This window comes from Polyangium mundeleinium, assembly GCF_028369105.1.
GTDB classification, from domain to species: Bacteria; Myxococcota_A; Polyangia; order Polyangiales; family Polyangiaceae; genus Polyangium; species Polyangium mundeleinium.
This window is the reverse complement of sequence record NZ_JAQNDO010000001.1, coordinates 2,567,856-2,589,539: the sequence shown is the minus strand read 5'-3', so window position 1 is coordinate 2,589,539 and position 21,684 is coordinate 2,567,856. Positions and strand designations below refer to the sequence as shown.

Below are 21,684 nucleotides of genomic sequence, written 5' to 3'. Positions count from 1 at the left end.
GAGGTTCGGCTATTGCCCGTTGTGCATGAGCGGCAGGAGCGCTTGCAGCCACGCGAGCGACGGATCCGCGGCTGCGCTTGGGCCCTGCGTGCTCGGGTTCTCGGCGCGCGCGGGCCTCGACGCGAGGTCGTCCGGCGCGATCCCGAAGCGTAGATCCGCGTAATGGGAGAGGCGCCCGTTCTGCATGAGCTCGTCCGCGCGGTTGCAGACGATGTGCCACTGGAAGGGCATGTTGGACGCCCCGCCGCCGAGCTCCACCACGTCGAAGCCTGTCGCGGTCTTGTTCTTCACGACCACGCCGCGCGTTTGCTCGTTGTCCTCGAGCTGGATGAATACGCGGAGCGGGTGCCGCTCGTCGATCTGGACGTTGGCTGTGAAGATGGGGTCGAGCTCGACGTGGGCGAAGCCGTGGTCGAGCTGCGCCTCGCCGTAGTCCTCGAAGAGGACCTCCGGCGCCTCGGGCGCGTAGAGGGTCACGCGACGCTGGCCCGTGGCATCGGTCGGGTCGTGGACGTTCGTCGAGACGGTGCCGGCGCCGAAAATCTTGAATTGCGTGAGGCCGTTCCAGTAGTTGACGCGGACGATGGCGCCGAGGTTGTCGGTGTACTCGGCCTGCGCGACGCCCGTGGGGGCGAGGCTCCTCGAATAGGTGCCCGTGTCCCAGCCGGTGAACGAGCCGCCGGAGCCGGCGACGAGGATGTAGCCGTTGACGTTCTGGCCCGCGCCGTGGATGGCGGTGCCGCTCGTGTTGTTGTTGTCGCCGTACACGGCCGCGAGGCCCCTCTGGCTCGTCACGCCATACACGCCCGCGCCCCCCTCGTCCCCGATACCGGCCGCCGCCGAGTTGATGCCGACGATCGCGGCGCCGGTGGTGGTCGTGTTCTCGGTGAGGATCGTGCGGACCGTGCTCGCCGAGGTGACGTGGAACGGGGAGTTCGGGGCGGTGGTGCCGAGGCCGACGTTGGTGCCGTTGTCGAAGAGCCGCGAGTTGCCGCCCGTCGTGGCGCTCGTGAACTTGATGACGTAGTTCGTCGTGCCGTTGATGTTTGCCGAGCCTGCCGGGCCCTGCAGACCTTGCGGCCCCTGGATGCCCTGCGCGCCCTGTGCCCCCTGCGCGCCCGTCGCGCCCGTCGCGCCGGCTGGACCGATCGGCCCCTGCGCGCCCTGGATGCCTTGGGGACCCTGCGCGCCCACGGCGCCCGTCGCGCCGATCGGCCCCTGCGGGCCCTGGATGCCTTGGGGACCCTGCGCGCCCACGGCGCCCGTCGCGCCGATCGGGCCTTGCGGACCCATCGGACCTGTCGCGCCGGCGGGTCCCACCCCTCCCACGGGACCCGTCGCACCCTGCGGACCGATGGGTCCAATCGCGCCGGTGGGGCCTACAGCCCCCTGCGGACCGGTCGCACCTGTCGCGCCGGCGGGTCCCACCCCTCCCACGGGACCCGTCGCACCCTGCGGACCGATGGGTCCAATCGCGCCGGTGGGACCTACAGCCCCCTGCGGACCCATTGCACCTGTCGGGCCCATGGGTCCGACGTCCCCTTGCGCACCCGTCGCACCCTGCGGACCGATGGGTCCAACCGCGCCGGTGGGACCTACAGCCCCCTGCGGACCCATCGCACCTGTCGGGCCCATGGGTCCGACGTCCCCTTGCGCACCCGTCGCACCCTGCGGACCGATGGGACCCACCGCGCCGGTGGGACCTACAGCCCCCTGCGGACCCATTGCACCCGTCGCGCCCATGGGTCCGATGGCTCCTTGAGGACCGGTCGCCCCCTGCGGACCCATGGCTCCAACCGCGCCGGTGGGGCCTACAGCCCCTTGCGGACCCATCGCGCCCGTCGCGCCCATCGGCCCCATGGGACCCACCGCGCCGGTCGCGCCCGTCGTACCCGTTGCGCCCGCGGGACCCATCGGACCCATCGGCCCCGCCGGACCCATCGCGCCGGCCGGACCCATCGGGCCCATCGGCCCCGCCGAACCCATCGGCCCCGCCGGACCCATCACGCCCGTCGGACCCGCGGGCCCCACCGCGCCCTGCGCGCCGACCGGACCTTGCGGACCCGTCGGGCCCACGAGCCCCGTCGGCGGACCGACCCACTCGCCGTTGTTGTTGATGACCTCGGTCCCGTTGATCGTGACGCTCGTCGGGTGGATGTCCCCGTTCACGTCGTTCGCGAGCAACGCGTACGGCACGCTCTGGATGGGCGCGCGGGGTTCGAGCTCCGGATCGTTATCGATCGTGATCCCCAGGTACCGCACCGAGCCGTCGAAGAGTTTCTCGAACGGCACGATCGAGCCGAGCGAGACCGAGTAAAACCCCTCGTCGAAGTCGACCTTGTGCTGCTCGCTCCAGAGCGGTGTCTGCGCGTTCGCCGCGTCGTAGATCGCGAACGTCACCGTGAGCGAGCCGTGGATCGGCGCGTCGTCCGCGTCGAAGAGCCGCCCTTGGTTGGTGATCGTCACGGGCACGGCCGCGCTCGCGCTCATGGCCGCCGCCGACACGCTGCCTGCGAGGAGTGCAGCCGTGAGCCACCGCCGGATCGAGTGAGTCCTCATGCCAAGCGCTCCGCCGAGTCGAAAGGATCCAGAAGCCGATCCGCGAACGCGCGCGCGTTCGATCGAGCGCGCGTGGATCTCCTCTCGATCGTAAACGCCTCGCGAGAAAACAGTCAATCGCCGCGGTGGCGTTGCGGGCGTGGTCTTGCGAGCCAGCCGAGGACCACCACGCCGAGCAGATTCGCCGCGAGGTCGCCGAGGCTGAAGGTCCGCGCCGGCGAGAACCTCTGCGCGCACTCCTCGATCGTGGCGAGGAGCCCCACCACCACGGGCCCCGCCGGCAGCCCGATCCACGGCACGCGCGCGTCGCCTGTGGCCCGCCGCGCGAGGAACGAGGCGCCGCCGAGCAGCCCGAAGTGCAGCACCTTGTCGAGGTAGGGCGTGGACAGGACGGCGAGCGGCAGCCCCCGCGCATACGCGAGGCCCGAGATGATCCCGAGCAGCACCACGTACCCCGCCAGGGCGAGCCGCCACACGCGGACCGAGCGCTGCACGCTCCTCTCCGGATTCGTGCCCACAAACGACGAAGGGCGCCGCGTGTTCTGCGGCGCCCTCGTCGTCCTTCGTGCCGGTGGAGCTGAGGGGAATCGAACCCCTGACCTCCTGACTGCCAGTCAGGCGCTCTCCCAACTGAGCTACAGCCCCGTCGTGCTTGGGAGGCGCAGTATCTACAGCCTCCCAGCCCGTTTGTCTCCTGTTTTTTTAGCGATCCAACCTACACCGGAGCACTTTTCCGCCCGCGCGGGGGACCGGGGGGGGACCGGGGGGAGGTCTGGACGGTCAGAAGCCCATCAACTTGGCGATGTAGTACTTCATGGTCTCGGTCGTCCCGCCGCCGATGCGGAAGAGCCGCTGGTCGCGCCAGGCACGGGCGATCGGGAAGTCCTCGATGTAACCCCAGCCGCCGTGGAACTGCAGACACGTGTCCATGATGTCGCTCACCACGTCGCCCACGAGCACCTTCGCCATCGAGATGTATTTCACCGTGTCGAAGCTGACCGCCTGCTTCTTCACGTAGCGCTCGTCGTTGTAATGGTCGACGCACTTGTACACGAGGGACTTCGCCGCCTCCGCCCGCGTGTAAAGGTCCACGAACTTGTGCTGCCAGACCTCGCGCTTGAGGATGGGCTTGCCGAACGCCACGCGATCGCGGCCGTATGCGATCGACTGCTCCAGCATGTAGAACCCGCCGGCGAGCGCGCTGACCGAGCCGATGAGCCGCTCGCTCTGGAAGTTCTGCATCAGGTACATGAAGCCCATGTTCTCCTCGCCGAGCAGGTACCGCTTCGGCACCCGCACGCCGTCGAGGAAGAGCTCCGCCGTGTCCGAGGACTTGTTGCCGATCTTCTTCAGCTTCTTCGAGACGCTGAAGCCCGGCAGGTTCGTCGGGACCAGGAAAAACGAGCAGCCGTGCGCCCCGCGGTCGGGGGTCGTCTTCGCCAGGAGCGTCACGAAATCGGCCCGCGTCCCGTTCGTGATGAACGTCTTTTGCCCGCTGAGCACGTAGTCGTCGCCGTCCTTGCGCGCCGTCGTGAGGATGCCGGCCACGTCGCTGCCCGCCGCAGGCTCGCTCACGCCGAGCGAGATGACCTTGTCCCCCGCGAGCACGGGCTTCAAAAACTCCTCGATCTGCTCCTTCGTCCCGAGGTCGCTGATCACCGGGGTCGCCATGTCGCTCTGCACGAGCAGGCCCATGGTCACGCCGGCCAGGCGTGAGCGCGGCAGCTCCTCCGCCTTCGCCGCGCTGAACCAGTAGTCGAGCCCCATGCCGCCGTGCTCTTCGGGGAAATGGGCGCCCAGGATGCCGAGCTCACCGGCGCGCTTGAACACCCAATTCGGGAAGCACTCCTCGTCCTCCCATTCCTCGGCGTGCGGCGCGAGCTCCTTCTCGGCGAACGCGCGGACGGTCTTCCGGAACTGCTCGTGCTCCTCGGTGAACGGCTGCCACATGGCCACGAACTCCTCGGTTTTCGCCGGCCCCCAGGGCGCTCTCACCCCATGATTTCCCGGCGTTTCTACGATGATTCGTACACGAAATATTCACGGGCGCAAGAGGAAGAAATGTGAGGTCGTACCCCGGCCGGCGAAGCCGAGGGAACCGCGCGCCCCCGCTCCCAAGCTCTGCTAGCCTCGGTCCCCCCGGATGCGGTTCCTCCTCCTCTCGCGCAACCAGAACCTCTACTCGACCAGCCGGATCGTCCTGGCCGCCCGCGCGCGTGGCCACGAGGTCACGGTCATCGACCCGCTCGACCTGCAGATCGTCGTCTCCAAGGGCCGATCGAGCCTGCTCCACGAGGGCAACCCCGTGCCTCGGTTCGACCTCGTGATCCCCCGCATCGGCGCGAGCATCACGAACTACGGCCTCGCCGTGGTGCGCCAGTTCGACCTCATGGGCGTGCCCGTGCTGAACAGCGCGGTCTCCATCGCCCGGAGCCGCGACAAGCTGCGCGCGCTGCAGCTCCTGAACCGCAAGAACATCGACGTCCCCGCGACGATCTGCGCGCGGAGCCCGGCCGGCGTCGACTCGGCGCTCGCCCTCGTCGGGTGTCCCGCCATCGTCAAGCTCCAGCAGGGCACGCAGGGCATCGGCACCATGATCGCCGAGACCCCCCAGGCCGTGCATTCGCTCCTGGAGACGCTCTGGGCCATGGGCCAGGACATCGTCCTGCAGGAGTACGTCCGCGAGTCGAAGGGCCGCGACATCCGCATCCTCGTGGTCGGCGGCCGCGTGGTCGCCTCGATGCGCAGGGTCGCCAAGCCCGGCGAATTCCGCTCGAACCTGCACCGCGGCGGCAAGGGCGACAAGGTCAAGCTCCTGCCCGCCTACCGCAACGCGGCCATCCGCGCGGTCAAGGTGATGGGCCTCGAGGTCGCCGGCGTCGACATGCTCGAATCGAAGAAAAAGCCGAAGATCCTCGAGATCAACAGCTCCCCCGGGCTCGAAGGCATCGAGCGCGCGAGCGGCATCGACGTGGCCTCGGCCATCATCGAGCACGCCGAGAAGTACGCCCTGACGCACGGGCGCATCTCGCAACGCGAGGTCGATCTGCGCATCACGAACGTGATCCACGACGAGCGCATGCCGCCCCGGCGTCTGCCGCCCATCCCCACCCGCATGAACGGCCGTCTCAACGGCCGGGCCCGCGGAGTGCCGTCTTGAGCCTGCGGATCGAGCCTACGGAGGGCGCGCTCGTCCTCACGATCGACCGACCGAAGACCCGCAACGCCCTCGACCGAGACCTCACCCGCCGCCTCGCCGAGGCCATCCGCGTGGCCGAGGCCGATCCCGCGGTCCGCGGCATCGTGCTCACCGCGACGGGCGAAGAGACGTTCGTTTCAGGCGGCGATCTCCACGAGATCAGCCGTGCCGTGCGGGAGCAGGCGGGCCCGTCCGTGGTGCTCGACATGTACGAGGACCTCGTGCTCCTGGAGACGAGCGCGCTGCCCGTCGTGGCCGCGGTGCAGGGCGACGTCTACGGCGGCGGCTGCGAGCTCTTGCTCCTCTGCGACATGGTGATCGTCGAGGCCCACGCCTCGCTCGCATTCCGGCACGCCCGCATGGGCCTCTCGCCGGCCTGGGGCGGGCTCACGCGGCTCGTCGAGCGCGTGGGGCCGATCGAGGCGCCGCGGCTCATGTTCTCGGCCGAGAAGATCGGCGCCGAGGAGGCCGCGCGGATCGGGCTCGTGAACGAGGTCGTCCCCAAGGGAACGTCACGCGAGCGGGCGATCGAGCGCATCGGGCGGATCGCCGGCGGCGCCCGTGACGTGGTCGCGGCGCAGAAACGCGCGCTCACGGCGGTCCGCGCGGCGATGCGCGGCGACGCGATCGAGCGCGAGCGGGCGACCTTCGCCGAGGTCTGGGGCGGCCCGGCTCATCAGGCCGCGCTCGACGCGTTCTTCAAGCGACGCGGATAGGTTCTACGGGACGTACACGAACCCGTGCGCGCCGCGCCCGATGCGCCAGCGCTTCGAGGCCACATCCCAGTTGAAGGACGACACGGGCCCGCTGCCCGCGGCCGTGCCCACCTTGCGGGCGCCGCGTGGGCTCGCCGTGATCTCGTAGACGTCGCCGCCGGGCAGGATGCACCCGTGCGTCCCGCCGTCGCGCCGGGCGTATTTCTCGCCGAACGAGGCCTCCGCGGACGTGTCGATCGGCGCCTCCAGCGCGCCGCCGGAGGCCAGGTACACGAGCCGGAGCTTGTTGTCCTTCGAGGTCACGATCGCGCGTGTTCCGCCGTCGAACGGCAGGATCGCGCGCATCCCGAGGCCCGGAAGATCCCCGAGGATCACCGTCTCCACGTCCGCGGCGGGCGCGCCGTGGGCCACGCGGTGGACCATGCAGACGCCCGTGTCGCAGAGCACGTACACCGTGTCGGCGTCGAGCGCGCTCGCCGAGAGCGCGGCGGGCGCGGCGTAATCGGACGAGCGCAGCGCCTCGCCCGTGCGCGGCACCCAGCGGTAGAGCGTGCCTTGCGGCGCGATCAGCAGGTCGCCCGAGGGCACGAGCGCGATGCGGATCTTGAACGAGCCCACGCTGCTCATGAGCGGCCCGAACTGCGGCCCGAGCCGCCCGTCGAGGGCCACGGCGCGCACCCGGAGGTCATCGACGGCCACGTAGGCCGCGCGGTCCACCGCGGTTTGCCCCGCGCAACAGGCGATCTCCACGACGTTGCCGCCGAGCTCGATGGGCGACCGGATCGAAGGGGATCCGCGCAGATCGTCGACCCGCCAGAGCATGTTGTCGTCCCCGCCGCCGATGAGCGTCTTCGTGACGGGATCGTAGGCGACGGCTTGCTGATCGCGCATCGTGAAGAAGGGTCGGTTCGTGGACCGCCAGCGCTCCACGAGCGGCTCCGAGCCGAACACCTTGCGGCCCTTCAAGACGTCGACGATCGCGAACTCGTCGTCGTCGCTCGCATACGCGACCTCGCCGGGCCGATCCGGCATGGGGAAGACGTCGTTCACGTCCTCGTCCGTGTCGAACACGTGGGTCTTGCCCGTGGCTACGTCGAGGAGCGTCACCGTATCGCTCTCCGAGCCAAACGCGACGTGCTTGCCATCCGCGGAGAACCGCATGCGAACCGGCACGTCGACGGTCGCCGCCGCGCTCTGCTTGAGGCTCGGGTACTCGACGACCCGCACGCGGCCGCCGGAAAGCGTATAGGCGAACCGCGTGCCGTCCGGCGCCGCGGCGACATCCAGCACGGGCCCGGGGACGAGGCGCGAGCGCTTCGCCAGGGTCTTCGTATCGTGTTGCCAGAGGCCCGTGACGCCGGCGACGACGAAGGACGACCCGTCCCCGATCGGCGCTGCGGCCGTGGCCGAATGCGGCACGAAGCGCGTCTTGCCGTTCGCCTGCTTCTGCAGCGCCCCGCGCATGGGCAGCCTGCTGTCGAGGCTCAGGCTCGGCTCCTGCGCGCTCCCGTGGACGGGTTGACGTTCGGCCTGCGCGCCCTCGGGCGCGAGCGGCGCGCTCGGCTCGCCCTCCTCGGCCTCGGCCTCGGATGCGCCCGCGCCGCCGCCGACGCCGAGCGAAGGCCCCGTCGTGGGCGGTGACGATCCCGGCCCCGGCAGCCCCTTCATCAACGACGTGCACAGGCCCATCGGGCAGCCGCAGCACCCCGATGCGCCTAGCACGAGGGGAAACAGGATCCCGGCCGTGACACGCGCGAGGAGACCGAGGAGGTGGGTGCGCACCCGGACATGAGAGCGAAAGGGCGGGCGCATGGCAAGCGAGGCCGCAGCGAGACCCCGGCGAAGCGCGGATACCCTCCACGAAATCGAAAGGACGCGACCCGCAGCACCGCCATGCAAACGGCGCATTGGCTGTCATGGGCCTGACAGGCACGAATTATAAATTGCAGGATTGCAATGACGTAGCGTACGGTGGTAACAAGATCGCAAGCAGGACAACTCATGCTCCAATCCTTTCTCGACGCATGCCCGGGCATCTATTTCGTGACGAGCCCCGAGGGCGTCATTACAATGGCGAACCGGGAGGCCGCGCGCTTCTTCGGCGAGAAGGGCGCGGTGGGGCGCTCGCTCGTGGAGACGGTGCATCCCGAGGATCGGGGCGCCTTCCAGGCGTCATGGGCGCGTCTGCCGAAGGACGGCGAGGCGCTCCGCGCCGTGAGCAGGCTCCGGGGGGCGGACGGGCACGACCAGGCCTTCTCCTGGAGCGCGCGCCGGGTGAGCGATGGCCCCGCAATCCACGCCGTGCTCCTCCCCGCCGCGCCTGCCGCGCAGCCGAGCGAAAATGATCCGGAGCGGATCCTGCGCGTGCTGCTCGACAACCTGGACATCGCGGTGACCGTCGTGGATCGGAACGGCTATGTCACCTTGAATGACGGCAAGAGCCTGATCACGAGCGGCCTCGGACCCAACTTCAACCTCGGCAAGCACCTCCCCGAGGCGTACGCGCACGATCCCGTGATCCTGGAGAACGTCGAGCGCGCCCTTCGCGGCGAGGACCGTCACTACATCGTCGAAGCGCACGGCGTCCTCTGGGAGAACTGGTTTTCCCCGGTCAAGAACGCCGACGGCGAGGTCGTCGGCGCCATCTGCTTGTCGTGCGACAAGAGCGAATCGAAGCGCGCCATGCAGGACATGCAGAACAGGCTCCATCTCATCGAGCGTCAGCAGGAGGTCATCCGCAACCTGGAGACGCCGATCATCGAGGTATGGGACCGCGTGGTCACGCTCCCCATGGTGGGCGTCGTCGACAGCGCCCGCGCCGCGCGGGTGATGGACGACCTGCTCACGGCGGTCTCCCGGCAGAGCGCTCGTTATGCGATCCTGGACCTCACCGGCGTCGAGATCGTGGACACGGCGACGGCGGCCCACATCCTCTCGCTCATCTCGGCCATTCGCCTGCTCGGCGCCGAGGGCATCATCACGGGCATCCGGCCGACCGTCGCGCAAACCGTGGTGAGCCTCGGGCTCGACCTGTCACGCGTGATCACCTGCGCGAACCTGCGGGAGGGGCTCAGGCTCTGCATTCGGCGGATGCACGCGCAGGCGCAGGCGGATGCGAGTGTGGGGGCGCTGGTCTGAATCTCCTCAGGTGCGCGAGGCAGGAGGCGGGTGGGGGACCGATCCTCGTTTCGCGTCTCCACCCGCCCCGGGCCTCTACGACGGCTCCTCCCTCGGCCCGGAGGAGCACCCCCGGGGTGGCTTCCCGCTCGGTGCTTCCCTCGCGGAGCCTGGGAGGGGGTGCTTTCACGCTATCTGTCTTGCGGGAGGGACCTGCTTCGGGGTGGGAAGACGTTATGCGTGGAGGAACGGATGCCTGCCCTTGGGTGCCTCGTCTCTTCGCTCCCGAAAGCAGGATCCACCCCCAGGGTCGTCATGTGCGGTGGATTGAAAGAGGGGCGGCAGGCCTGGGGTCGCATTGGGGCGTAGGAGCCTGAAGGAAACCCCGACGCGGGGCCTCGGCATTGCGGGGCGCAGGGAGAGAGGACCCTGGCCGGGGTGGGCGGTTCTTTTCGGGAGAGGGGAAGGGGCCTCGATGGGGCTCGACCGAGCGTTGCCGTCACATGGCGAAGACGATGGCTCGATGGAGGTCCACGGCCTGGTCCCATGCTCCCGGCGGCGGTTCCTCCCCCTGAATGCATACTCTCCGCCCGTCGAGCGCGATCCATACGGACCTGGCAAAAGCTGACAGCAGGACTTCGCCACGCATGGAGTGCTCCCCGTGTTGTGGCGCCGCGACGACTCGCTCGAAAAGTTCGGTCTCCGAATGTCGCGCATCATGCAGCCAGTCGATCTCGCTTCCGATGATCCACCAGCCGTCCCGCTGCCGGATGGTGCAAGAGCCACGACCCAGTTCCAGCACGTCGGCCATCAAGTAGGCGAGCAAGTAGATGGGCTCGAGCTTGCCCAGGGGGAAGAATTGCTGAGGTCGTGCGCGAACCCACGGGAGAGCATCCACAGGTTGGAGATTCATGCCGTCGTCACGGGGTGAAAGGCGCGACGGTGAAGCCGCATATGACATAGGCTATGCCCCAGCGATGTCCCTCGGCAAGCGCCCGACCAAGATGGAGTCCAGCGCGCTATAGATACTGGTCCCAGCCAGTTGAATCCTGTCACCGAGAAGATAGACGCGGCCTATGCCGTCGATGGCGAGAAATACCTCACCATTGTACGCCTCGCCCAGGGGAAAGAGATCACTCCCAACCTGATCCCGGAAGTCACCGAACCGGTCCTCTTCGCCGCTCGCAAGCTCCGGGTCCACGTCGAAGCCACCGCGGGCGCACGCGAGACCGGGCCCTTTGCAGTCCACACGAAGACCGCCAAACTCCTCCAGAGCTTTTTCGGCCGCCATCGACATGCGAAACCCGTTGGGGGTTTCCAGCTTTTGCCGCCACCTTGCAACACGCCGCGTATCTCGGCGACCTTTGTGCCATCCGGCGGCCATCAATCGGGCTTCGGTTTGTGCAGACCATTCCAGAGACTCGGACCGCTTCAGCGCCTCCTGCCACGCTCGCTCGAACTCCTCCACGGAGATCTCGTGCTCTTCACCAAGCTCGAGGACCTCGAAGGGTTGATCCGCGAGATACTTGTTGTGAGCCTCGTCCCCCCACCGCCACGTCTCACCATAGACCTCGACCTGGCGACTCGGCCAGCCGTCCGTGACCTCCATGTATGCGGTTCCCACTCCGAGTTCGGACTCGGCGTAATGCTTGAAGTATTGCTTCATGGCAGCGTCTCTCCGGCTCGAAGGGAGCGGCGGTAACCGAAATGAACTCACCAGAGCTTCACGTCGTGGTTGCCGAGAACCCGCTCGCCGTCAGCTCAAAGAGCAGGCCCTGGAGCGCGATAGCCATCGCCTCCGCTTCGGTGTCGGCGTACGAGCGGCTGCTGATCACCCGCATCGTCTCTCCTGCCAACACCGTCTGTGCGGGTGTCAGTGGTGGCATGACCATGTTGGGGTCGTAGACGTGGGCGGTAGCTACCGCCATCCACTTCCGGGGCGGCACGTCCGGGTCCGTGGGAGCGTCAAGGATTTCAAATGCCGTAATTTGGCACGAAATCCCGCGTCGATGGGTCTTCGTCGAGTCGGTCATCTACATGCTCCCCACACGCAAAAACCCATGTTGGGTTCGAGAATGTCTTCCAGTAGCGTCGGTCGCGTCACTTGCCATGACGTGGGCCTAACATACATTCCAGGCGTTTGTGGGTACAGAACGAGACGCGGTGCGTTCCCGCCGGGCGGGATCACGAGTCCACCGCTTCCGAGTGTGCCCCTCATCGCAGCCTGTTGAGCAGCCGCCTCGGGCAAAAAATACGACAATGGGATTTGAAGCCACGTTCCCGGCGGAATTTTGGTCGAACCCGGAATGGTACCTCCATGCCCTTCAAACACTGGCTTTTCGATTGAGCCCCGAATGACCTGTCCTGGCAGCGGCGGCGAGACGATCTTCGCTCCGCTCGCCGGTCCTCGCACTGCCCCAGCAGCCAAATTCCTCCCACCGCCCACGAGCACCCCACCCGCGACGGTCTGCACCACCATCTTGACCGCGTGATACCCATGCGCCCCCGCCGCCCCATAATCTCCTCGATCGACCGCGTCCTTTAGCTCGCCCACACTCCGCAGCGGATTGAGCATCCCGAGCAGGGCCTTCGCTGCGCCTGCAATGCCCCCCTCCTCGTAGCCACCGACGCCCGTGGATATCACGCCGGTCCAGAGCTGGAACCCCTTGTAGGCGAAGTAGAGGTTCGGCGCAGCGAGGATCGCTGCGCCGGTGATTGCCGTGTCGATCGTGTCCTCCACCCATTCCGAAGCGAACCCGCCGAGCGTGTCCAGGGCGACGTCCCAGCCGTCCTTCCTGTCCTGCTCTCCGCCCCCGGGCGCGGGGGCCGCGCGGAATGCCGTGGTGGTCCCCCAGGATCCGAAATCGAGCGCATCACGCAGCGCCCCCGATTCGGCCGCCTCTGTCGCCTCTTCCTCCTGGTCTGCAACGACCTCGACAAACGCCGCGTGGCTTTCGATGTATGTGCCCCCATCCCCGGACGCTTGATAGTAGGGACCGTACGCGGTGAGCTCCGGACTGAACCCGCTCGGATCCGTGAACGTCAGCGGATTGTTCTCGACGTACGAATACGGATTCCAGCTCTGCGCCGAATAGATATTCGGGACCAGCGGATCCGGCGTGAGGAACCGCCCGATCTTCGGGTCGTACATGCGACCGCGCATGAACACGAGACCTAGCTCCTCGTCCCCGAGGTGCCCGGTGAACCCGAGCGACGTCTCCGACGAGAAGGGGCCCGCGGGCGGCGTTCCCCATTGCGGGTTCCGTCGCGCGCCGAACGGATCGTAGCTCCGCCGCTCGACCGCCGTCCCCGTCTCGTTCGAGACGACATCCACGGAGCCGAGGTGATCGACGTGCAAATACCGCCGCGTCGTCGCGGCTCCGGAACGCGTCACGACGGCGACCGTCCGCTCGCCCGACCTGACGTGGTACCGGTGTTCCACAGCCCCCGTGGCGAAGTTCGTCACCCGTTCGTAGAGCTCGTCCACGTAGACGGATACGAGATCCCCAGCCGTCTTCCGGATCCTTTGCTGGTCCCCGTCATAGTCGAACAGCACGTCCCCGGCGCCATTGGCAAAGGTCAGGCGCTTCGGCAGGTCGAATGCTGTGTACTCGACCGTCGCGTCTGGTCGCCCGATTTGATTGCCGACCGCATCGTGCGCGTACGCGCCGAGCTGCGTGCTCTCGAGCACGTGCGGTCGGCTGAGAGCGTAGTCGTACGCGCCCGCGCCGGGCGACGACAGCAGGTTGCCGTTCGCGCCATAGGTCCACGACCGCGCGCAGGGCGCTTCCCCGTCGAACGCCGCGCACGAGAGGCGCTGGAGCTCGTCGTACTGGAACGTCTCGACCTGTGGGACGAGGTTCCGTAGATCCTCGCGCCGCGTGACATTCAGCGCCTCGTCGTACCCGAACGAAAGATGCTGGAGCGTTGTCGCGGTGGTCGTTCGGATCGAGGAAATCCGGCCCCGGGATCCATCGTAGACCCGCTCCGTCTCGGCACCATTGCCGAAGAGCTCCCCGGTGATCCGGCCGGCTCCGTCCACGCTCGTGATCGCCCACGTATCCACGAGGCTGCCGACCTCGTGTACCCTGACGAGGTGCCCGGCGTCGTCCCACACGTTATCGATTCCGAACGAAACACCCGCCGCCTCGGGGTACGTCACCCTCGAGAGTCGGCTTTGGGCGTCGTAGTCGAATCCGATCGTGAACGTCTCCACGCCGATGCCGAGCTCGGTCGCGATGGGTCGCCCCGCCCCGTCGTAGCTCCACCGCTTGGTGTGGCCCTTCGGGCTCTGGACCTCGTCCATCGCACCGATCCCATTCGGCGCCGTGTCCCAGGTCCAGAGCGTCTCCCCGTCGGCGTCGACGCGCCTCGTCACACGCCCGAGGCCGTCACGTTGCGAGAGCGTCTCCCGCCCGAGCGCGTCCTGTGTCCACCAGGACTCGCCGAATCCGGTGTAACGCGTCACTGTCGTGCCGCGGTCCGGTTCGTGGAGCGTCCGAACGCGCCCGAACGCGTCCCGCTCCATGGTCGTGATCGTCATGGCATTGCTGCCGCCGTCGGGCTCCGTGACCGTCCACAGCCCACCGAACGGTCCGTATCCATACGTCGTTTCTTTATCGTTGGCGTCGATGACCTTCACGATGCGGCCGAGACCGTCCACGTGCGTGACGGTGTGCCCTCCACGCGCATCGAAGATCCACACCTCCGAGCCCTCGTGCTGCGTCCTCGTCACGCCCCCCCAGGGAGAGAAGTGCTTCGTGACGCGGCCGAGGCCGTCACGCTCGAACCGGTGGTAATGCCGATCGGCCCCAGGCGTTGTCTCCGCCGTGGGCACGAGCGCACGCTCGACGTGTTCCCCGAACGAGTCGTATGTGATTTCGTGGAGCGTCCTCGGACCGAGCACGCCGGCCAGCGTGGTTCCACGGGACCATTGCCGGATCGGACGCCCAAGACGATCGAGCTCGACCTCTTCGGCCCCCCACCCCGGCGTGGTTGTGCGTACGCGGACCACGTTCGCCGCGTCGCGCAGAATCATTCTCGTCGTCTCGACTCCACCCGGCCGCTTTTCCTTCACGACCCGACCAAAGTCGTCGAGCGCCCATTGCGTGGCGCGACCATTTGGATCGATCACCGTGAGCGGGGCGCCGAACCCTGGATGATACTTCGCGAAGCTCAAGTGCCCCTTCGCGTTACCGCTCGCGTACGGAAAGATGCCTTCCGGCTCGTAGGCCGTACATGTTGCACGTCGCCCCTCGAACGCATCACGCGCGACCGTCTTCGTGATGTTGCCGAAGACATCCCGGCCGAACGAAACGTCCACCCACGAGTCAGGGTCTCCAGGCGAACTGACGGTCATCCCCGACAGGCGACCGCTTCCATCGTACGTTCGTGCCGCCGTGCGGCAAAGTGTACGTCCACCGGCAGTGCTGCAATGCTCCTGGGTCTCCAGAAGTCCGATTTGCCATGTCGCCGTGTCATTCTCGAACGTCCGCTTCACCTCCTCGATCGTGTCCGCCTGCGAGTCGAGTGTGCCGCCGAAAAGGTCGAACTCCCGTGCGACGAGCGTCTTCTCCGCGAGCGCGTTCCCGAAGTCGTCCGTGTCGAGGAGCATGTGGATCGACTCGGAGAGACGCGTCGTGTCCGCGGTCCCTCCGGACGCGGCCTTGGCATAGAGCTCAAAGCGCCCCTGGAAATCCGCAGCCAGCACCAGCAGATGGAGCTCTCCCTGCTCCACTCGCTCCCGGCGGTACACCGGCATCGTGAAATGGCTCGCCCCCCCGCTCGACGGCATCAATTGATGCATGATCGAGCTGAACGAAAGCTCGACCGTGACATCGTCCGTCCTCCGCGTCGTTGCCCACCGCATGACCTGGGTCGGCTGACCGGCAAAGGGAAAGGTGCGAAAACCCGGATCATACGTCTTGTTGTCGTAGATCTCGATCCGCCCTGCATCCTTGTCCACGTCCCGCACCACCCGCTCGGCGAAGCCGAGAAAACCGCGGCCGAGACGATGGAAGCGCGCATCCTTGTAAAACAGATCGTAATGGCGCGGTTTTTCCCCCGCCGTATCGACCTCGTACGCCGCGACCACCCGCCGCGGCCCTGCCACGCACCGCACGGGGTACTCGCACCCCTCCGCCCGCTCGTACACGCTCGGATCCGCGAGCGTCGCGTACTTGATCGCCACGCCGGGCCGGAACTCCGGATCGCCGGGCTGGTGGCGCGCCATTCCATCCGTCACCGACGCGAGCGTGTCCACGTGCGCCGCGCGGTTGAGAAACACGCGAAAATTCTCATCAATCGGAAGGAGAACGTCGTTGGCGCCGTCCCCGTTCGCCTCCATCACACGCGCCGCGAACGGATGCGCGATGGTAACCCCTGCCGCGGTAAGGAGCGTGCTGAACGTGATTTCCGGTACATCGACGATCGCGAACGTCCCATCCCCGCGCGACCGCAGCACCGACCAGTGGGGCACGCCGCCCGCGAAATGGTTCAACGGGATCAGCAAATCCTGCAGTCCATCGCCATCGAAATCGATGGGCGCCCCGAGCTGCGCGAACGTATCCGACGGGAGCAAGACGCCCGGCAACGCGTTCACGCTCGGCAAATACCCGGCGCCCGTGTTCAAGAACGTCGCGGGCTGGCCATTCGAAAAGCCCGTCTGGACCGCGTCAGGCAAGCCGTCGCCGTTCACGTCGAGGAAAAACATTCCGCCGCCTGGCGGCACGGTGGGGAGGTCTTGCGCTGTCGCTGCGAAGCTCCCCGGCCCCCGCCTCGTGACGGCGACGTATTCATTGAGGAATTGCGGGGATCCGTCCGGCAGGATCTGCACGTCGGGGACGACGAGCTCGCTCTTTCCATCTCCATCCACATCGACCGTGTAGAGATCCGAATTGCAGGGCTGGATCTCCAGCGTCGGGATGACCTCTGTCGTAGCGGCAAAGCCGCCGGGCGTGGGCGCCCACGGGCGGTACGTCCATGCGTAGAGAACCGGCGCCTTCGTGCACGTGACGAGATCCGCCATCCCATCGCCATTCATATCCGCGAGGTGCGCGGAGGCGTCGGGGCCCCGGAGGCCCGTCGGGATGCTTTGGCTCCCGGGGAACGGCCGCGAGACGCCGGTATTATGCAGGTCGAAGGTGCCGTCGGCCTGCGCGCGGAGCACCTGCCACGTCGTCGCATTGCCGTTCATGTCGTGCAGGAAAAGATCGAGCTTGCCGTCGTGGTCGATGTCGATCGGGGTGCCGCGCTCGAGAATCGGCGTGGAGTAGACGTCGAAGTCGAGAAAGAACGCTCGCTCGAATTTGGCGGCAAACGGGCTGGCCGTAAAGAAGTACGTGACTGGCGGCGGTGGAACCGTCGACTCGCCGTCGGCCATCACCACGTCATCGAGCCCGTCTCCTTCGAGATCCGTGGTGATCACGGAAGCGGTCGCGTGAACGGGGACCTTGAGTGTTGTCTGGACGTCCTCGAACCCGAGCGGCGGCATGTTCCATCCAAACCGCGTTGCCGGCTTGCAGAGGCCTTGCGCCGAGCATTCCTTCAGCGAGGAGAGCAGACTCCGGCCCGTCGTCGAGCTCGATGTATATGCGAGATCGTACCGCCGGACGATCGTGTTGAGGGGCGCTCTCATTTCGATGCTGGAGAGCAGCCGCGACGTTCGCAGCTTCATCCCGCCCGTGAACGTGGTCCGTACGAGCGGCGCCGAGCGTTCGTTGTACACGAACACCACCGAACGCGTCGGAGGCAAATTCGGGTGCCCCGTGTACGAGATTCGATCGGGCAAGATCTCGGTCGTATAGGGGTGCGCCGGATCTACGATATTTTTATGGTTGTGGTATGTGAACCCGATCCAGTTTCCGCTTCGATCCGTCGATCGCGCTGCCCACCACGCCCGGACCGCTCCATTCGAGGCTAGCGCCTTGCTGTCTTCCGTCGTTCCGTAATCGACCGTCAGCCCTTCTTTCGTGGTTGCACGCAGGCTCGACGGTCCCAGCGTGGGATCCCAACCGGCGGGGAAGAAGGCGAGCACCTTCGTGAAGGACTCGGGGATCGTACGATATTCGATGACGCCTGCCCCCTCGCCGACCTTCACGAGCCGCCGCCCATCGATGCACAACGGATCTTTGTCGTCGTACGCAATCGGCGCGATCGCATCATCCTGCGCCTGGTTCTTCGGGCAACGCGTCACCCGCGAGAATCCGGACAATGAAATACCGAATCCCACGACACCGTCCCCGGATCCGTCGTACTCGAGCGCAATTCTGGGCGACATCCCTGCGCGCCCAGGAGCGGCTTCGAGCGGCAACACGTATCGCGCGTCCCCCGTCGCCGTGACGCTGAACGATCCCGCGGTGGCCCCGGCATCGGACGGCTCGCTGGACGAGCTCAGGTCCGCGGGAAACGCTGCTCCCGACGTGGGGCACTCCGGGTCTGGCTGAGGGCCAGGTGTCGGTCCCGGATGATTCGGTCCCCCTTGGGCCAGGCGAGCTTCCTCGAGCCTGGGTTCGCCGTGCCCGGTGCAAGCGGCCGTCGCGAACACGGTTACAACGAAGAAGAGGAGGGGGAGAAGGTGCTTTCCGGAAGTACGCCGAGATACGCGGGGGGCGACCATGGCGCGCACTAAGCCTGCGCACGAGCACGTCTGTCGGCTGCCATGCTCCCGCGGGCACACGGCTTCACCACAAGCTTGCGCCTAGATCCACCAGGGGAAGCGCGTCGCCCATCTCTCCTGGGTCGTCGCCCCGGTGCTCGTGGTCACCGAGCCCAAGCGCTCCAAATGTGTTGCCGCCCCAGCATTTGACGCGACCTTCCTGGAGGATCGCACACGTGTGGGAGCCGCCCGGAACGACGGCGACGGCCACAGCGTCTGCGCCGAGATCGATGTAGGGCAGGTGATCCCCCATCTCGTCCGGACCGTCACCGCGGGCCTGCGTGTCCCCAAGACCGAGCCTGCCATACCCGTTGTGGCCCCAGCATTTCACGCGCCCGCCGTCGAGGACAGCGCAATTGCCTGCGATAGCGATCGCCGTTGCGCCGGCTCCAAGGTCCACGGCCGGCAAAACGTCGCCCATCTCCCCCGGCTCGTCTCCCCTATGGAACGTATCCCCCTGCCCGGTCGAACCGTCGGTGCCGCCGCCCCAGCATTTGACACGACCATCGTGGAGGAGCGCGCAGGTGTGGTTGCCCCAGGCTGCGATGGCCAGAGCCTTCGCGCCGGTCCCGAGGTCGATGGCAGGCAGCGCGTCGCCCATCTCGCCCGGGCCATCCCCTCGCGTCTCTTTGTCCCCGGTTCCGAGCTGGCCTGAGGAACCGTTCCCCCAGCATTTCACGCGCCCGTCCGCGAGCAGCGCGCAGCTATGGTACTGGGCCGCGGAGATGGCGACGACGACCGCGCCGGCACCCAGGTCGACGGCCGGCAATGCGTCGCCCATCTCGCCCGGTTCGTCTCCGCGGTCCTTCGTGTCGCCCAATCCGAGCGCACCATAGGTGCCGTATCCCCAGCATTTGACGCGTCCGTCCGCGAGCAGCGCGCAGATATGGGAGACGCCCGCCGCGATGGAGATCGCGGTCGCGCCCGTACCGAGATCGACGAAGGGAAGCGCATCGCCCATGTCCCCCGGCTCATCTCCCACGGACTTGCTGTGACCAAGGCCGAGGACGCCGTTCGAGTTGCCGCGACACGTCCATCACGGAGCAGCGCGCAGGTATGCCCACTGCTACTGACCACATCGACGACCCGCGCCGCCTCCCCAAGCTTGACGGCCCGCAGGTGCTTGCCCATCTCGCCGGGTTCATCCCCCAAATCCTCGAACTCCTCGCTTCCGATCCTGCCGCTCGATGCGCTGCCCCAGCAGCGAGCTTTCTCATCCGAAAGGACCGCGCAGGTGAATCCGCCGCCTGCGCTCACGAGCTTTCGGTGCCTGCACCAGGGCGAGCACAAGGGACCGCCATCGCACTCCTCCCCGAGGTCCCGCTGGAGGAATCCATCGCCTTCTCCAGGGAATCCCCCAGGGGGGAGGAGGACAAGACGACAATCCTTAAACCAGGTCCCTGAAGGGATCAACCCAAGAGAGAGAAGGGCGACATGCAGAGCGGCGTGCAGCGTCCGTCGGATCGGCATTGCCGTCTTCGCAGGTCTCGCCGAAGGCGAGGACGCCGTCGCCGCAGCACAGGGTGGCTGCCCGTGCTCATCGCAGGACTGAGCGCCGCTCGCGCAGATGCCCACGTTCTCGGTGCCCGCTGGGCCGGTGTAGCAGGCGACCGGGACGAAAGGGACGCAAGCCGTGGGCTCATCGTCGCCTGAGGTGACCGTGAGGGGGAGATCGGTGCGACCGCCACAGGAAAGGAGGGCGGAGAGAAGCGCGAGGACGAGGGGGCGCGTGTACGGGGAGGACATGGGGGAGAGGTGCAAGCTCGCCCACCACATCTACGAAGGCGTGTCAAGCGCAACGAGCCGGGCGCGTGGTACCCTCGAGAATCTCAGCCTTCGCTCGTGCTTGCGCCGGACGTCGCGCCCGCGGGCACCTCCGGGCTATCCGCCTTGTCCTTGCTGGGCTTCGTGCTCTCCCATTCGCGGATGGGCCGGAGCAAGGCGTCGGCGCGCGCGGCCGTCTCGGGCTTGCCGCGCTTGACCGTGCCAGCCACCTGGATGACGTAGGCACGAATCGAATCGAGCAGCGTGTCCTTGCTATCGCGCACCTCCGGCGCCTCCTCCGGGACCTCCGTCGTACCGATGACGGCCCCATACACGGCCTGCATGTGCTTGAGCAGCCCGAGGACCGGGCTCGCGCCGATGGCGTCGATATGCGCGTTGAGCCCCTCCCGCTCAATGGTCGAGAGCTTGGTCTCGATCGCCGCCCACTCCTCCTTCACCTTCAGGTTCACGAACTTCCGCCCATCGGGAAAGACGCGATCCATGAGGACAACCGCGTCCTGCCCCGCCGGCAGGAACTCCGCGAGCGAGGCCCACGCCGCGCAGATATCGTGGAAGGCGCCGCCGACTTTATCCACGCGGCGATCCGCCTCCTTGACCGTCAAAAGGCCGGAAGGCGTCTTCGCGACGGCCTGCAGGAGGACGATGCGATCCGCGACGATCTGCGCGACGGCCTCCGTCACGCTCGCAGGGAGATCGTTGTGCTTGGAGGCGGCCGACTCGACGGCGCTCGCAAGAGCGATGGCGCCATTCGAATCCACGCGGGGGAGCTGGACGAGATCAACAGGGGCGAATGTACGGGACATAGGTGCCGCACCGTACGCGCTTCTGGCCGCTCATGTCCAGCCCGTCGGACGTGAGGGCAGACACACGCCACGTTGACAGGATCCGAAGTGTCTGATCGCCTTGGGCGATGACGTCTCCACGCCTGCGGAACGTCCTCTCGTTCGGGGTCCTCGGTTGCGCGACGGCGGCGCTCGTGCCCCTCGGTTGCGCGGCCAAGATCCTCCATCCCGCGCAGCCGGACGACCGCCCGCGGGTCCCCGACGCCACCGCGGAGCGCTTGCGCGCGTGCGTGGAGGAGTTCGGTGGCGACCTTCCCCGGGGGTACTACACGTTCGACTATACCGTGACGGTCGATGAAGAGGGCGGCGTGGTCGATGTGGCGTCGAAGGGCGTGCCCCACGCGGATCTCGCGGGGTGTACGCGAATCGCGCTGCGAGGCATGACCCTCCCGGAGGAACTCGTCAGGCTGCGCGGACTGCGCCTGCCCGAGTCGCCCGCTTCTACGCACGGGCAGACGGCGGCCGAGCGTGGGCTCGTCGGCAACCCCGGGGTGCTCGTGGCCGTGGCGATCGCCCTCGCCGACCTCATCATCGAAGCGGGCCCCATCGTCGTCGTGGTCGCCGCGTCGGTGGAGATTGGCAAGTCGGAGATTGCGGAGGCGGCTCGGAAGCGGCCCAAGCCGAACCTGAATAACTGCCTTGATGCTGCCGCGGCCGGCGGTGTGCTTTGGCAGAACTTGTGCAATTCGATCCCCAATCCCCGCGCCCGTGAGAGGTGCTGGAGTCTAGTGAATGAAAGCGAACAGGAAAAGCGCGGTTGGTGCAACGAGAAATTCGGGAGGTGGTAATGTCCAAGCCTAAAAAGATCAC

At 67.2% G+C, this 21,684-nt stretch carries 15 protein-coding genes, 1 tRNA gene and 1 pseudogene; 4 read left to right on the top strand and 13 right to left on the bottom strand.

All coding sequences use genetic code 11. The annotated features are described in order from the left end of the window. Positions 1–9: 9 nt before the first annotated feature. From POL67_RS10465 to POL67_RS10450, 4 genes are all read right to left on the bottom strand, one after another. On the bottom strand, positions 10–2,559 hold the full coding sequence (locus tag POL67_RS10465; RefSeq protein WP_271917096.1) for a DUF8740 domain-containing protein: 2,550 nt from the start codon (positions 2,557–2,559) through the stop codon (positions 10–12). A 113-nt stretch (positions 2,560–2,672) separates the two neighbouring features. Then, positions 2,673–3,053: a VanZ family protein gene (locus POL67_RS10460; protein WP_271917095.1), complete on the bottom strand. Its 381-nt coding sequence runs from the start codon at positions 3,051–3,053 to the stop codon at positions 2,673–2,675. Between the two features lie 78 nt (positions 3,054–3,131). Then, positions 3,132–3,204: transfer RNA gene (locus POL67_RS10455), tRNA-Ala, on the bottom strand. Positions 3,205–3,339: 135 nt separating this feature from the next. Next, entirely contained in the window at positions 3,340–4,509 is a 1,170-nt protein-coding gene (locus tag POL67_RS10450; protein ID WP_271917094.1) for an acyl-CoA dehydrogenase family protein, read from the bottom strand. A 193-nt stretch (positions 4,510–4,702) separates the two neighbouring features. Between POL67_RS10450 and POL67_RS10445 the strand changes: the two genes are divergently transcribed. Both POL67_RS10445 and POL67_RS10440 read left to right on the top strand, forming a co-directional pair. Continuing rightward, a complete protein-coding gene (locus tag POL67_RS10445; RefSeq protein WP_271917093.1) occupies positions 4,703–5,719 on the top strand; it encodes an ATP-grasp domain-containing protein in 1,017 nt (338 codons plus the stop codon). Continuing rightward, complete coding sequence (locus POL67_RS10440) at positions 5,716–6,474, top strand: enoyl-CoA hydratase/isomerase family protein (RefSeq protein ID WP_271917092.1); 759 nt, start codon at positions 5,716–5,718, stop codon at positions 6,472–6,474. The genes POL67_RS10445 and POL67_RS10440 overlap by 4 nt, the downstream gene beginning before the upstream one ends. A 3-nt stretch (positions 6,475–6,477) precedes the next feature. On the opposite strand, the gene POL67_RS10435 is transcribed toward POL67_RS10440, so the two are convergent. Then, the gene (locus tag POL67_RS10435) at positions 6,478–8,256 is read right to left on the bottom strand and encodes a WD40 repeat domain-containing protein (protein ID WP_271917091.1); all 1,779 of its coding nucleotides are present in this window, start codon (positions 8,254–8,256) and stop codon (positions 6,478–6,480) included. 219 nt (positions 8,257–8,475) lie between these two features. Between POL67_RS10435 and POL67_RS10430 the strand changes: the two genes are divergently transcribed. Next, the gene (locus tag POL67_RS10430) at positions 8,476–9,612 is read left to right on the top strand and encodes a PAS domain-containing protein (RefSeq protein ID WP_271917090.1); all 1,137 of its coding nucleotides are present in this window, start codon (positions 8,476–8,478) and stop codon (positions 9,610–9,612) included. A 478-nt stretch (positions 9,613–10,090) separates the two neighbouring features. Here the strand turns inward: POL67_RS10430 and POL67_RS10425 are convergent, their stop codons facing one another. The 8 genes and pseudogenes from POL67_RS10425 to POL67_RS10400 all read right to left on the bottom strand — a co-directional run bounded on the left by POL67_RS10425 (position 10,091) and on the right by POL67_RS10400 (position 20,835). Beyond that, positions 10,091–10,504, bottom strand: a complete 414-nt coding sequence (locus tag POL67_RS10425; RefSeq protein ID WP_271917089.1) for a hypothetical protein — start codon at positions 10,502–10,504, stop codon at positions 10,091–10,093. Positions 10,505–10,555: 51 nt separating this feature from the next. Beyond that, positions 10,556–11,257: an SUKH-3 domain-containing protein gene (locus POL67_RS10420; RefSeq protein ID WP_271917088.1), complete on the bottom strand. Its 702-nt coding sequence runs from the start codon at positions 11,255–11,257 to the stop codon at positions 10,556–10,558. A 58-nt stretch (positions 11,258–11,315) separates the two neighbouring features. Further along, a complete protein-coding gene (locus tag POL67_RS10415; RefSeq protein WP_271917087.1) occupies positions 11,316–11,624 on the bottom strand; it encodes a hypothetical protein in 309 nt (102 codons plus the stop codon). Continuing rightward, positions 11,621–18,208, bottom strand: coding sequence for an RHS repeat-associated core domain-containing protein (locus POL67_RS10410; RefSeq protein ID WP_271930783.1), 6,588 nt, complete (start codon positions 18,206–18,208; stop codon positions 11,621–11,623). Before POL67_RS10410 ends, POL67_RS10415 begins: the two co-directional genes overlap by 4 nt. A 64-nt stretch (positions 18,209–18,272) precedes the next feature. Next, the gene (locus tag POL67_RS10405) at positions 18,273–19,208 is read right to left on the bottom strand and encodes an RCC1 domain-containing protein (RefSeq protein ID WP_271917086.1); all 936 of its coding nucleotides are present in this window, start codon (positions 19,206–19,208) and stop codon (positions 18,273–18,275) included. Between the two features lie 230 nt (positions 19,209–19,438). Further along, positions 19,439–19,504, bottom strand: a pseudogene (locus POL67_RS54185) (hypothetical protein); the annotation flags it as partial. Between the two features lie 130 nt (positions 19,505–19,634). Beyond that, entirely contained in the window at positions 19,635–19,769 is a 135-nt protein-coding gene (locus POL67_RS54180; protein WP_373372406.1) for a hypothetical protein, read from the bottom strand. Between the two features lie 307 nt (positions 19,770–20,076). Continuing rightward, complete coding sequence (locus POL67_RS10400) at positions 20,077–20,835, bottom strand: hypothetical protein (RefSeq protein ID WP_271917085.1); 759 nt, start codon at positions 20,833–20,835, stop codon at positions 20,077–20,079. A gap of 107 nt (positions 20,836–20,942) precedes the next feature. Here POL67_RS10400 and POL67_RS10395 point away from each other — a divergent pair, with 107 nt between their 5' ends. After that, complete coding sequence (locus POL67_RS10395) at positions 20,943–21,662, top strand: hypothetical protein (protein WP_271917084.1); 720 nt, start codon at positions 20,943–20,945, stop codon at positions 21,660–21,662. The last annotated feature ends 22 nt before the right edge of the window (positions 21,663–21,684 follow it).

What these genes read in the sequence shown, in the direction of transcription:
- POL67_RS10465 (WP_271917096.1), bottom strand. Translation starts at nt 2,559, where the DNA reads ATGAGGACTCACTCGATCCGGCGGTGGCTCACGGCTGCACTCCTCGCA.
- POL67_RS10450 (WP_271917094.1), bottom strand. Translation starts at nt 4,509, where the DNA reads ATGTGGCAGCCGTTCACCGAGGAGCACGAGCAGTTCCGGAAGACCGTC.
- POL67_RS10445 (WP_271917093.1), top strand. Translation starts at nt 4,703, where the DNA reads ATGCGGTTCCTCCTCCTCTCGCGCAACCAGAACCTCTACTCGACCAGC.
- POL67_RS10430 (WP_271917090.1), top strand. Translation starts at nt 8,476, where the DNA reads ATGCTCCAATCCTTTCTCGACGCATGCCCGGGCATCTATTTCGTGACG.
- POL67_RS10425 (WP_271917089.1), bottom strand. Translation starts at nt 10,504, where the DNA reads ATGAATCTCCAACCTGTGGATGCTCTCCCGTGGGTTCGCGCACGACCT.
- POL67_RS10420 (WP_271917088.1), bottom strand. Translation starts at nt 11,257, where the DNA reads ATGAAGCAATACTTCAAGCATTACGCCGAGTCCGAACTCGGAGTGGGA.
- POL67_RS10415 (WP_271917087.1), bottom strand. Translation starts at nt 11,624, where the DNA reads ATGACCGACTCGACGAAGACCCATCGACGCGGGATTTCGTGCCAAATT.
- POL67_RS10410 (WP_271930783.1), bottom strand. Translation starts at nt 18,208, where the DNA reads ATGGTCGCCCCCCGCGTATCTCGGCGTACTTCCGGAAAGCACCTTCTC.
- POL67_RS10405 (WP_271917086.1), bottom strand. Translation starts at nt 19,208, where the DNA reads ATGGGCGATGCGCTTCCCTTCGTCGATCTCGGTACGGGCGCGACCGCG.
- POL67_RS10400 (WP_271917085.1), bottom strand. Translation starts at nt 20,835, where the DNA reads ATGTCCCGTACATTCGCCCCTGTTGATCTCGTCCAGCTCCCCCGCGTG.
- POL67_RS10395 (WP_271917084.1), top strand. Translation starts at nt 20,943, where the DNA reads ATGACGTCTCCACGCCTGCGGAACGTCCTCTCGTTCGGGGTCCTCGGT.